This is a genomic window from Bythopirellula sp. (genome assembly GCF_041737835.1).
Lineage (GTDB): Bacteria > Planctomycetota > Planctomycetia > Pirellulales > Lacipirellulaceae > Bythopirellula.
This window is the reverse complement of record NZ_JBGSQY010000049.1, coordinates 101,808-114,240: the sequence shown is the minus strand read 5'-3', so window position 1 is coordinate 114,240 and position 12,433 is coordinate 101,808. Positions and strand designations below refer to the sequence as shown.

Annotated in this window: 10 protein-coding genes and 1 tRNA gene; 5 read left to right on the top strand and 6 right to left on the bottom strand. The window is 54.1% G+C overall.

Going from position 1 to position 12,433, the window contains the following annotated elements:
• Nucleotides 1-6 precede the first annotated feature (6 nt).
• On the top strand, nucleotides 7-465 hold the full coding sequence (locus AC6T8Q_RS15225; protein ID WP_500679889.1) for a VOC family protein: 459 nt from the start codon (nucleotides 7-9) through the stop codon (nucleotides 463-465).
• A 2-nt stretch (nucleotides 466-467) separates the two neighbouring features.
• Here the strand turns inward: AC6T8Q_RS15225 and AC6T8Q_RS15220 are convergent, their stop codons facing one another.
• Complete coding sequence (locus AC6T8Q_RS15220) at nucleotides 468-1,433, bottom strand: D-2-hydroxyacid dehydrogenase (RefSeq protein ID WP_500679888.1); 966 nt, start codon at nucleotides 1,431-1,433, stop codon at nucleotides 468-470.
• Between the two features lie 187 nt (nucleotides 1,434-1,620).
• On the opposite strand from AC6T8Q_RS15220, the gene AC6T8Q_RS15215 reads away from it, so the two are divergent.
• Nucleotides 1,621-2,466 carry a fumarylacetoacetate hydrolase family protein gene (locus tag AC6T8Q_RS15215; RefSeq protein WP_500679887.1) on the top strand — a complete coding sequence of 282 codons (846 nt, stop codon included), beginning with the start codon at nucleotides 1,621-1,623 and terminating at the stop codon, nucleotides 2,464-2,466.
• 5 nt (nucleotides 2,467-2,471) lie between these two features.
• Here the strand turns inward: AC6T8Q_RS15215 and AC6T8Q_RS15210 are convergent, their stop codons facing one another.
• From AC6T8Q_RS15210 to AC6T8Q_RS15190, 5 genes are read right to left on the bottom strand one after another with little or no spacing between them, the layout of a single operon-like run.
• On the bottom strand, nucleotides 2,472-3,491 hold the full coding sequence (locus AC6T8Q_RS15210; protein WP_500679886.1) for a zinc-binding alcohol dehydrogenase family protein: 1,020 nt from the start codon (nucleotides 3,489-3,491) through the stop codon (nucleotides 2,472-2,474).
• Nucleotides 3,492-3,509: 18 nt separating this feature from the next.
• Complete coding sequence (locus AC6T8Q_RS15205; protein ID WP_500679885.1) at nucleotides 3,510-4,340, bottom strand: amidohydrolase family protein; 831 nt, start codon at nucleotides 4,338-4,340, stop codon at nucleotides 3,510-3,512.
• Nucleotide 4,341: 1 nt separating this feature from the next.
• Nucleotides 4,342-4,731, bottom strand: a complete 390-nt coding sequence (rbsD, locus tag AC6T8Q_RS15200) for a D-ribose pyranase (protein ID WP_500679884.1) — start codon at nucleotides 4,729-4,731, stop codon at nucleotides 4,342-4,344.
• A gap of 17 nt (nucleotides 4,732-4,748) precedes the next feature.
• Nucleotides 4,749-5,786: an aldo/keto reductase gene (locus tag AC6T8Q_RS15195; RefSeq protein WP_500679883.1), complete on the bottom strand. Its 1,038-nt coding sequence runs from the start codon at nucleotides 5,784-5,786 to the stop codon at nucleotides 4,749-4,751.
• 13 nt (nucleotides 5,787-5,799) lie between these two features.
• Nucleotides 5,800-7,077 (bottom strand): tagaturonate epimerase family protein, encoded by a 1,278-nt coding sequence (locus AC6T8Q_RS15190; protein ID WP_500679882.1) that lies wholly within the window; start codon nucleotides 7,075-7,077, stop codon nucleotides 5,800-5,802.
• 207 nt (nucleotides 7,078-7,284) lie between these two features.
• Between AC6T8Q_RS15190 and AC6T8Q_RS15185 the strand changes: the two genes are divergently transcribed.
• The 3 genes from AC6T8Q_RS15185 to AC6T8Q_RS15175 all read left to right on the top strand — a co-directional run bounded on the left by AC6T8Q_RS15185 (nucleotide 7,285) and on the right by AC6T8Q_RS15175 (nucleotide 12,432).
• On the top strand, nucleotides 7,285-9,666 hold the full coding sequence (locus AC6T8Q_RS15185) for a glycoside hydrolase family 95 protein (RefSeq protein WP_500679881.1): 2,382 nt from the start codon (nucleotides 7,285-7,287) through the stop codon (nucleotides 9,664-9,666).
• The gene (locus AC6T8Q_RS15180; protein WP_500679880.1) at nucleotides 9,635-12,106 is read left to right on the top strand and encodes a glycoside hydrolase family 95 protein; all 2,472 of its coding nucleotides are present in this window, start codon (nucleotides 9,635-9,637) and stop codon (nucleotides 12,104-12,106) included. Before AC6T8Q_RS15185 ends, AC6T8Q_RS15180 begins: the two co-directional genes overlap by 32 nt.
• A 252-nt stretch (nucleotides 12,107-12,358) precedes the next feature.
• Nucleotides 12,359-12,432: transfer RNA gene (locus AC6T8Q_RS15175), tRNA-Thr, on the top strand.
• Nucleotide 12,433 lies beyond the last annotated feature (1 nt).

Sequence of the window (12,433 nt, the reverse complement as noted above, 5' to 3'; positions counted from 1 at the left end):
GCGGCAATGATTGAATCGATTGACCATGTGAATATCGTCGTTCGCGATTTGGAACGAATGACGGTTTTTTATCGCGACGTGCTGGGCTTCACGGTCACTAAGCAAGTGACTATCTCAGGAGCGTGGATCGACGAGACGGTCGGATTGTCGGGCGTCGAAGCGGATGTAGTCTATCTTGATTTGCCATCGGGGCCACGGATTGAACTGATCGACTATCGGGCACCGGCTGCCATTGAGCCCGCCGTGCCAAATGCGCCGCATGTTTTTGGTCTACGGCACATGGCATTTCGAGTTTCGGAGATTGATTCGCTGGTCACGCGATTGCAAGCGGCAGGAGTTTCATTTCAAAGCGATGTGAAATCCGTTCCCGATACCCAAGTGAAATATGCCGGCGGAGCAAAGAAGCGACTCGTTTACTTTCGCGATCCGGAAGATAACCTGCTGGAACTCTGTGAGTACCGGTGAACTCAGTTGACGACGTTCTTGGGCGTGCCCGCCTGAAACCCCGCCAGATTATCGACGACCGTCTGCAACAAACGTTGCCGCGCGCTGTGAGTTGCCCAGGCAAGATGGGGTGTGATGTAGCAGTTCGGTGCAGTAAGCAAGGGATGGTCAGTGGGGGGCGGCTCGACCGAGAGTACGTCGAGACCAGCACCGGCAAGCTGCCGCGAAGTCAATGCTTCGGCGAGCGCCACTTCATCAATCAGCTGCCCGCGGCCCGTATTGATGAGAAACGCCGTGCGTTTCATTTTGCTGAGCCGTTTGCGATTCACCAATTCCTGTGTTTCGGGCGTGAGCGGACAATGCAGTGAAATCACGTCGGCGATGCGAAACATGATGTCGATGTCGACCATGCTCACGTAACTGGGCCGCTGCACGGGGGAACGGCTCGTCGCTAAGACTTTCATCCCGAAGGCATCGGCCAGCTTGGCCACTTCTCGGCCGATGGCTCCAAAGCCGACGATTCCCATCGTGAGCCCGGCGAGTTCAATTTGGGGCGTGTTCCAAAAGCTAAAATCAGGGCACGACGACCACTGACCGGCACGCACGGCGGCCGCGTGATCTCCCACGCCTTGGGTCAAGTTGAGCAAATGGGCAAAGACCAATTGCGCCACCGAACGGGTGGCGTAACCCGGAACATTCGTCACCACGATGCCCTGGGATTTTGCGGCAGCAAGATGGACGATATTGGTCCCCGTCGCGGTGACACCGATGTATTTCAATTTTGGCAGTTGCTCGAGTGAGGCCGCTCTTAAGGCAATTTTATTGATAAGAACCGCGTCGGCATCCTGGGTGCGCTCAACAATCTTGTCTTCGGGAGTGCGGTCGTAGATCGCACAATGCCCCAGGGCTTGCAGCCCTTCCCAGCTCAGGTCCTCTGCGGCTAAGGTATAGCCATCGAGCACGACAATTTGGAACGAGTTTTTCCCCATAGTTCGTTCCTCGATTGGTTTTGGAGTGCAATGAATCGCAATAGCTGCTGCTTCGGCATCTTCGACCATGAAAAGCCATTGTGAAACCCCCAATTTTCAATTTGATTTTTGTTTTAACGTTGACCAACCGTTATCTTTTGCCAATTGAGCCTGTTGCCATCCGTGGCTGATTGTCCAAGGAGTTCCTATGAAGCTTTTGAGATTTGGCGAACGCGGCCAAGAAAAACCAGGATTGCTCGATGCGGCGGGACAAATTCGCTCTTTGGAGGGTCAGATCGACGATCTTAGCGGTGACGCGTTATCGGAAGAGTCGCTGATAAAGCTGCAGAAACTCGACATCAACACTTTACCAGTGGTCAACCAAGGCGTACGGCTTGGACCATGCGTTGCGGGAACAAGCAAAATCATTGGCATCGGTTTGAACTACGCCGACCACGCCGCGGAAACCGGTGCTCAAATCCCCACCGAGCCGGTGATCTTCATGAAGGCCACGACGGCGATTTCTGGGCCGTACGACGACGTGGAGATTCCCCGGAGATCGACCAAGACCGATTGGGAAGTCGAACTGGGAGTCGTGATCGGCAAGCATGCGAAGTATGTCACTGAAGAAACGGCATTGGATTATGTCGCGGGCTACTGCGTGGTGAATGACGTCTCAGAGCGGTCCTTCCAGAAAGACCGCTGCGGCACGTGGGATAAAGGTAAAGGCTGCGATACTTTTGCTCCACTGGGTCCTTGGCTTGTGACAAAAGATGAGATTCCCGATCCGCAACAACTGGATTTGTGGCTCGAAGTGGATGGCCATCGATATCAGAACGGCTCGACGAGCACGATGATTTTCGGCGTGAAAACTTTGGTCAGCTACATCAGCCAATTTATGTCGTTACGGCCAGGAGATGTCATCACGACTGGTACACCCCCCGGCGTCGGCATGGGCCAAAAGCCGATGGTTTTCTTACAGCCGGGACAAACGATGCGGCTGGGCGTGCAAGGACTGGGCGAACAACAGCAGCATGCCGTGGCTGCCAAATAGCTCGTCTAATCGAACACGACTTGGATCTTGGTGAAATCGCTGGGACGTTCGCTCCATTGGCGAAGCAGTTCGCCCGCACCGGCGAGATCCGTTGTGTGTGAAATCACACTTTGAACGGGAAATTTGCCGCTTTCCAAGAGTTGAATCACATCGCGAAAATCTTGGGCCGTGGCGTTGCGCGAACCAAGAATATCGAGTTCCTTCATCACGAAGTATTTGGTTTCGTACTCGACCGGTGCCTTTGCATAGCCGATGTAAACGACGCGGCCCGCGAAACAAACTTCCGAGACCGCGGCTTGAAAAGTTTGAGGTAGGCCAATCGCTTCGACGATGACATGAGGTCCGTCACCAGCGGTCAGCTGGGCGAGAGCTTCGTGCAATGATTCTCGGCTGGAATGAATGACTTCGCTGGCACCACACAATCGGCCAAGTTTTAGTTTCGCATCGTCAATATCGACGGCGATCACACGGGCGCAGCGCGCCGCCGCGCCAGCGATCGCACCCAAACCAATGGCTCCGCAGCCGAGCACCGCTACAGTGTCGTTGCTTGTCACACGGCCCCGATCAACTGCGTGAAAGCCAATCGTGAGTGGTTCGACGAGCGCAAGTTCTGCCAAAGAAAGCCTTGGCGCAGCGAGAAGTTTTTCAGTGGGAACAGCGATATACTCGGCCATCGCACCGTCGCGTTGCACGCCCAACGTTTGATTGAATTGACAGCAATTCGTGCGGCCACAACGGCACGAGGTGCACTTGCCGCAGGCCGTGTAGGGCATGACCAAGACTTCTTGGCCAAGCTGAAATTCTTTTAAGGCATCGGGGGCGGCATCCACGATCACACCGCTGACTTCGTGGCCGGGAATCCGCGGATAACTCACCAGCGGATTGAGACCTCGAAACGTATTGAGATCGCTGCCACAGAAACCGACGCAAGCCACCTTGAGCAAGACTTCCCCAGCCGCAGGCTGTGGTTGATCGCGTTCGACAAGTGAAGTCTTGCCGGGCTCATTGATAACAAATGCTTTCATGAAGAATTCTCGAAGCGTTTAAGCGAGTTTGTAAACTCTTTGAGCGGTCTGACCAAACAAGCTCCCCTGCTCGCTTGACGAAAGAGAAGCCGCAAACTCACCGACGACACCCAACCAGCGTTCGTATTCGCAAGCCACCAAACAAACCGGCCAATCGGAACCAAACATCAGTCGATCAGGACCAAACGCGGCGAGGACCGTTTCCCAATAGGGTTTCAATTGTTCCGGCGTCCACGACTTGAAATCGGCTTCGGTAACCATGCCCGAGACTTTGCAAAAGACATTGGGCCGCTTGGCGAGTTCGCGGATGTTGGTTGCCCAATCCTCGATCAGATTCTCTTTGATGCGTGGCTTGGCGATGTGATCAAGGACGAAAATTTGATCGGGATGGCGATCCACGAATTGAATCGCATAGGGTAGTTGCCGCTCGAAAATCAGGATGTCGTACACTAAGTCGTACTTTTGAAGCGCCGAGATTCCCGCGCTGAAATTTTTGCGGAGAATAAATTCGTCATCGGGCTCAGCTTGCACCACGTGGCGTACAGCTTTGAACTTAGGGTTCGTGCCAAACTGTTCCAGGTGTTGGTGAACATTCTCGTCGACAAGTGGCACCCAGCCGACGACTCCTTTGAGAAAATCGTTTGCGGAAGCCAAATCGAGTAGCCACTGGGTTTCTTCAAGCGATTGACGGGCTTGGACGGAAACGACCCCATCAACGCCAGCAGCTTGAATTTCTGTCTGCAAATCGGCGGGCAAAAAGTTGCGACGAATCCGCTCGAGAGAATCGTCGATCCAACCAAACTCCTCAGAATTGTATTGCCAGAAATGATGATGGGCATCGATTTTCATGTCAGGCCGATTCCAAAATCATGTTGGCGTATTGAATCGTCTCTCCTGTGCGTATGAGGCCGATGGCCTGGGGGACGCGATGTTTGAATTCGACGTGCGCCTCGTGTGTCAATTCGATCCCCTCAAATGCCGATGCGTACTGATCGATGACTTGCTTGGTGTTATTCGCCAAAAACTCTTCGGCCATCCAGGCTTTGCCAATCACGAAGTTCTGCTGCACGGCCCGCAAAACTTCGAGCACCGTCGGAATCCCGTCAATCAGAGAGATATCGACCGTCTCGATCGTCGGCCAAAACGGAAAGCCGCGGTCGGCGATCACCAACGTGTTGGTGTGTCGCACACGACTCAAAAGCGAATTGATCTGTGGATTCAATATCCCAGACTTAAGCATGAAGAATCTCCCACAATTTATCCAACGTACGGGTAGTCGGCTGCAATGAGCCCCGCTTGCTTGGCATCATACCAAAATTCAGCGGGGATCGAGGCTTGCACGGCTGACACATTATCGGCGATCCGAGCGGGATCGCTCGTATTGAGCGACACGGCCAACACCCCTGGCACGGTCAGGCCGAACTGAACACAAACCGTGGCCGGTTTTACCATGTGTTTCTGACAGATGTTCAAGAAATTTTCACGCCAAACAAACAAGTCGGGATTCTCGTTTGGTGTCACAACGCGGTAATCGAAAAACTTTCCTCCAACGAGAAATCCTGCGTGGAACACGGCGGAATTGATGATCGCGATATTCTGGCGATTTAGTTTGGCCACAAACTCTAGCAGTTCAGGGGGATGACGATAAATCGTCAAACTGTTGGCCAGCATCACCCAATCGAGTTCTGTTTCGCGTTCCACTTCTTGAATCACCCGCCAGTCTTTGGAACCGATGCCGATCGCTTGTGCCTTGCCAGCAGCCTTAAGTTCTTGGAGTGCCCGATACGCTCCCAGAATATCAGCAAATCGTTGTTCGCGCTCAGCTGGCGATTTCGCGCTCGCCAAGTATTCGTCCGGATCGTGAACGGAGAGCAACTGGGGCGAGTAACCAGGGCCAAGCAATTCGCAACCTTGCTGCCAACATTCAAGAATCCCTTCATAGCTAATGCACTGGACGGCATCATGCTCGAGATCCACCCACGCCCCCGGTTCAAAGGTCGGCTCTGGCGTGGTCAGCGGAACGCGCTTCCAACCGAGTTTGTTGGAGATGATGATCCGCTTGGGATCGATCTCCAACTCGCGCAGATTGCGGCCTATCATTTCCAGTGCGAGTCCCGCCCCGTATTTGCCGGCTGTATCGATCACCACGGGTGGCTCTTGATGCGCGAACCACTCGCGCGAGATGGCAAGTTTGGTCTCATCGGGCAAAGCTTCGTATAAGTTGCCCAAGCAGCTTGTGCCAAAAACGATGCGTGGAACTTGTAAGCCCGTATTGCCTAATGCCGTGAATTTCATGGCGATTGCTGGCTTACATGCCTGCTCGCAAAGCATCGAGATGACGAGCAAAGTGCTCTTCCAGAACCTCGGAATACGTGTCTTGATGGTCGGCCAAGCATTGCCGCACCAATTTGCCGAAGCGGTCATCGGTGAGCACCGAACCGAACGTGCAGTGCAAAATCTGCCGCCCCGCTTCGGTGAATCCCTTGCCGTTGGGAACATCTTCCCAGCGTTCCAGATATTTCTTGACGAGATCCGTGTCGCTCAAATCGCTGGGCGCAGGCACCGTTTCCAACGTGGCGTGCACGTGATAAGTCGCCCGATCGGTGTTGTAGCGCGAACAACTGAACTCACAAAGCTCGCGGAAAAGCTCGGGCTCGTGAATTGCCACAACCCTGAGTGCTTCCAAATAAGATGTGCCAGCGGTTTTGACGTGAAACTGCCCTTGGGTGGCTCGCGACAAAGCCGCGTACATCGAAACTTTGTCTGATCCCGAATGCAAACTGATTTTGTAAGGCCCGAGTTGCCGAGCAATCGCGGCGTGGTCGTTCAACGATTTGTCGAGCGCAGCCAGGTCACCGATGTAGTCGACCCCTTTTTCAAAGTGGCCGATAAACCGCGGAGCAAGCGACACGAGCTTCATGTCGTTGGCCAAACATTGCTCGGCGATAATAAAGTGCTCGGCGAGCGTCGTTGGCTGTTCGGTTTCGTCGACGGATAGTTCGATTTCAAACGGCCGATTGGCTTCTTCCTGTACCTGGCGAATGTAGATCGCCAGTTCAATCGCTTCGCGGATGGCACGGCCATATTTCACCGCCGCACGCAGCACCGCCAGTTCATCGAAATTAATCGTCGAGCCGCTGGCGAGCTTGACTTCGTTACCCTTGTAGCCGGGAACCCAACCGGCGTATTCCTTGATATCTTGAAATTTGGCGCGCACGGTCGCTTCATCATAGTCGTCGGCCATTTGGTCGACGTGCCCCGAGGGATCGATCGTGAAAAAAGTAAACCCCGCCGCCGCGGTGCGGTCGACATCTTCGCGCGTTTTGAGGTGATCGGCGTCGGCGCCGTGAGCATCGATCCAACCGCCAGCAGTGAGTGCCTGCAGTGCGTCGTTCATTACGCCTTCAGGGCTGCGGCTGGTGCGGGCCATTTCGCGAATCGACTGCTGCGCAAAGATCGGAGCGATGCCGCCGCCCGCTTTTCGCAGCGCGGCTAAGTGTCCTGGTGTCGCCAAACCGATGCGATCGCCGAAGCCAAACGAAGGTGTCATGCCGAGCGTTGTCGGCTGAGGAGCTGTTATTGCCATTACATTCGCGGCGGCAGGTCCGCCCTAAGATTGAAAAGAACTATTGCACGCAATCACATTGACCGAGAATGCAATTGCTCGCCAAGATGAATTTCTTAGGATACCTTGGAGACAGAGTCTTGGAAATTGGCGATTGTTTACTCTGCTAAATTTCTCCCTTATCGTTCGCTATTCTCGGTATCGAAAGCTCGTTGAAGGAACTCTTCTTTGCAAACTCACCACGCATTTTTGCACACCTTGTTCTTTCAAGCCGTGGTAGTGCTGTCTTTAATGACACCAGCACTCAGTTCTCCGTGGTTGCTTCAATATCATGAGCCCGCCACCCAGTGGGTTGAAGCGCTGCCGGTTGGCAACGGTCGCATGGGCGTGATGGATTTTGGCGGCGTTACGCAGGCGAAATACCAATTTAACGAAGACACACTCTGGAGCGGCGGACCGCATAGCTACGCTCACCCAGGAGCCTACCGTTTTTTGCCCGAGATACGGGAGTTGCTCTTCGCAGGTAAGCAACAGGAAGCCGAGGAGTTGGCCGGGCGAGAGTTTATGTCCCAACCTTTGGGGCAGATGGCGTATCAACCTTTTGGGGATATTGAATTGGTGTTTACTAAACACGAAAACTACAGCAACTACAAACGAGAGCTCGATCTCGATACCGCCACGATCACGACAACTTATGAAGTCGACGGCGTGAAATATACTCGCCAGACATTCGCCAGCTATCCCGACCGCGTGGTTGTCATCAAGTTGTCGTGTGATCGGCCAGGTAAGCTCTCGTTTACGGCGAAATTGACGAGCCCGCAAACTGAGATTGAATTGACTGCGGCCAATGACCACACGCAGCTCATGACGGGGCGAGTTCGCGCTAGCGACAATCAGCGGGCAGGAAATCCTCAAGGACAAATGAAATTCGCGGCCCATCTGGCCTGTTTTGAAACCGATGGCCAAGTGCAACAAAGTGCCGACGCGATTAGTGTCGAGAATGCCACGCAGGCAACATTGCTACTCACCGCCGCGACCAACCACGTCGACTTTCGAGATATTTCCGCCGATCCGGTTTCTCGCAGTCGAGACGATCTGAGCAAAGCTACTGAGAAAACTGTTAAGCAGCTTGAAGACAATCATATCAAAGATCATCAAGAACTGTTTCGCCGGGTGACGCTCACTCTTGGCGATGACGTTACGAATGATCTGCCAACCGACGAGCGAGTTCTCGCCGCGAAATCAGTGAGCGATCCCCAACTGGCGGCGTTGCTGTTTCACTATGGCCGCTATTTATTGATCGCATCCAGCCGCCCCGGAGATCAGCCGGCCAATTTGCAAGGGGTTTGGAACGACCAATTGGCTCCCCCTTGGGATAGCAAATACACAAGCAACATCAATGCGGAGATGAACTACTGGCCCGCGGAGGCTTGTGGCTTGGGAGTATGTTGTGAGCCACTCTTCGCCGCGATGAAGGAACTGGCCGCATCGGGTGCGGAAACCGCTCGCGAGCACTACAAAGCACGGGGTTGGGTGTTGCACCACAACTTTGATTTGTGGCGCGGCACGGCTCCGATAAATGCGTCGAATCACGGCATCTGGCCCACAGGAGGAGCTTGGTTGTGCCAACATCTGTGGTGGCATTATCAGCACACGGGCGATGAAGTCTTTCTCCGCGAGACGGCCTACCCATTGATGAAAGGAGCCGCTGAGTTTTTCGCCGATACGCTCATCGTCGATCCGCGCACTCCTGAAAAATGGCTGATCAGTGGCCCGAGCAATTCGCCCGAACAAGGAGGATTGGTGCTGGGGCCCACGATGGATCACCAAATCATTCGCGACCTGTTTGCCAATACGAGTGCCGCGGCAAAGACGCTAGGCGTTGACGCCGAGTTTGCGGCGGAACTGGATGAGATGTCCAAGCGAATCGCTCCCAATAAAATCGGCCAACATGGGCAATTGCAAGAATGGCTGGAAGATGTTGACGATCCCCAGAACCGTCATCGGCATGTATCCCATTTGTGGGGGCTCTTTCCCGGCGATGAAATCACGCCTGAAACTCCCGAGTTGTTTGAGGCCGCGAAGAAGTCACTGGAAATGCGCGGCGACGGTGGCACGGGTTGGTCACTCGCCTGGAAGATCAATCTCTGGGCGCGCTTGCGCGATGGCGATTATGCTTACAAAATTCTGGACAATCTGCTGACGCTTACGGGCTCCCCCAAAGCTAAGCACAATGGTGGTGGTGTCTATCCGAATCTGTTTGATGCGCATCCGCCGTTTCAAATCGACGGCAATTTCGGTGCGACCAATGGAATTTGCGAGATGCTCGTGCAATCGCATCTCAAGGATGAGGAGGGCACAACGATCATCGACCTACTTCCTGCATTGCCGAGCGTTTGGCCCCAAGGAAAAGTGACGGGGCTTCACACGCGCGGTGGCTTTGTGGTCGAACTGGACTGGTCGGATGGCAAACTCAACGGATGCAAACTGCATTCAACACTCGGTAAGCCAGTCGTTGTTCGCTATGATGGCCAGGAAGTGAAACTAGAATTACCCGCCAATAAAGAAATATTTCTCGATGCTGATCTTGAAAAAATTAACGCAGACTGAGCCTTTGCGCATCGCTCTGTTGATCCTGTTCACAGCTTTGTTTTGTGCGCAGGCCCAGGCAGTTCCTGCCGATCATCTTGCGCTCAAATACGACAATCCCGCCACGGACTGGGAAAAAGAGGCTTTGCCGTTAGGCAATGGCCGACTGGGTGTGATGGTTTTTGGCGGCGTCGATGAGGAAACCATTACGCTCAACGAAAGCACGCTTTGGTCCGGGGCACCGTACGATTGGAATAGCGCCGCCGGCAAGGAATTTCTGCCGAAAATTCGCGAGCTTGTTCTGGCCGAAAAATTTCACGAAGCGGGCGAGCTCACCAAAAAACTCCAAGGGGCCTATTCGCAGTCGTATTTGCCGCTCGGGAATCTGCGGATTAAGTTTCTCAATCAAGGAAAACCGAGCAACTATCAACGCAGCCTCGACATTACCGACGCGGTGGCTGAAGTCGAATACCAAGAAAACGGACATAAGCATTCTCGCAAAATGTTTGTGAGCTACCCCGATCAAGTGTTTGTCATGGAATTGCAAACCGACGATCCCCAAGGGATGAGCTTTGAAATTTCGCTGGACAGCTTGCTGGAGCACAAGCTATCTCGTGCGGAGAACGGCGATTTTCTGATGAGTGGCCACGCGCCCATTCATGTTGCTCCCTCATATCAACAGGTCGAGAATCCCATCATCCAGCGTGATGACAAACGCGGAACGGGAATGCGATTTTGCACGAGAATTCGCGTGCAACACGATGGCGGTGAAATCACCGTTGAGGACAAAAAGATCGTCGCGAAAGATTGCCGGAGTGTCACGTTGTTGCTGGCCTGTGATACGAGCTTCAATGGCTTTGTTAAATTGCCCGATGGCGAGGGAATCGACGAAACGATTCAGCCACTGCGTGATTTAGACATTGCCAGCGAATTCGACAACGATGTTCTGCTTAAACGTCACCAGGCCTACTACGGAAACTTATTCAATCGCGTGGCCATCGATTTAGGTGGGCACGAGCGCCGGGACATGTTGATGCCCGAGCGTTTGCAGGCCGCTACCGAGGGGGCGGACGATCCTGATCTGGCCGCGCTCCTGTTTCAATACGGCCGCTATTTGTTGATTGCGTCTTCTCGCCCAGGGGAACAGCCGGCCAACTTGCAAGGCCTCTGGAACGACAAGATGCGTCCGCCGTGGAGTTCCAATTACACGGTAAACATCAACACCGAAATGAATTACTGGCTGGCCGAGCCGGCCAATCTTTCCGAACTGCACGAGCCGCTGCTCACCATGATCGAAGAACTCGCGGTCACGGGCCAGCGTACTGCGGAAGTCACTTATGGCATGGATGGTTGGTGCGCCCATCACAATGTCGATCTGTGGCGGCTGTCTTGCCCTGTGGGGAATTTTGGCGAAGGGGATCCCGTGTGGGCGAACTGGCAGATGGGTGGGGCGTGGCTCTGCCAACATCTGTGGGAGCATTACCAATTCACGGGCGATCGAGATTTCTTACGAGAAAAGGCTTACCCCGTCATGAAAGGGGCCGCCGAGTTCTTGCTTGATTATTTAGTAGAAGATCAAGACGGTCACTTGGTCACGATCCCGTCGACTTCGCCGGAAAACAAGTTCTTGTGGCAGGGTCAGCATGAATCGGTTTCGATGGCGTCGACTTCCGACATGGAAATCACTTGGGACCTGTTCAGCAACCTGATCGAAGCCAGCGAGCTGTTGGATATCGACCAGGAATTTCGCGAACAACTGATCGCCAAACGCGAGAAGCTCTATCCGCTTAAGATTTCCAAGCGTGGAACCTTGCAGGAGTGGTATCAAGATTTTGAAGAGGCCGATCCGCACCATCGGCACATCTCGCATTTGTTTGCTCTCCATCCTGGGCGGCAAATTTCGCCGACGACGACTCCGGAGTTAGCCGCCGCCGCGCGTAAAACCTTGGAAACCCGCGGCGATGACGGCACCGGCTGGTCGCTCGCTTGGAAGATTAATTTTTGGGCCCGATTGCACGATGGTGACCACGCCCATCGCTTGCTGACCCGCTTGCTCCGTCCGACCGGCATCAAAGACACAAAGTACGACGGTGGCGGCGGGGTCTACTTGAATCTGCTCGACGCGCACCCACCGTTTCAAATCGACGGCAACTTCGGCGCGACCAGCGGCATTTGCGAGATGCTGGTCCAATCACATTTGAAAACCGAGGACGGCGCGGTGCTGGTGGAGTTGTTGCCAGCGCTGCCCCAGGCTTGGCCAAACGGCCAAGTCACCGGCCTGCGACTGCGCGGCGGCGCGGAGATCGATCTCGAATGGAAGAATGGAAAACTCACCGCATGCGTACTGAAGTCGCCGCAGACGCCCATCGAAGTGAAGTACGGTGGCAAGAGCATCAAAGTCGACGCGATCGACGGAATCATCCAACTGAACGGCGAGCTAGCCCGTGTTTCACCCGAATAACTATCTGCCAGCGGCGGATTCTGGCGAGCGCAGGTTGACTGAAAAATTGAGAATGCGGGGGTTGTGTGGCATGCCCTCGTACTCGTGGGCATGTGAAAAGCTCGAAAAAACATGGCCACGTCGGAGTACCTCCGAGGCCATGCCACCCCAAGCATGTCTCCCAATTTGAATTTTTGAATGCCCTACCGCCCACCCATGCAAGACTTGCCGCACGGCTTAAAATTCGGTATTCTGATGAGCTTAAACACAATCGCCAGTGTAGCTTCAATTGGCAGAGCACCGCATTCGTAATGCGGGGGTTGTGGGTTCGACTCCCACCACTGGCTC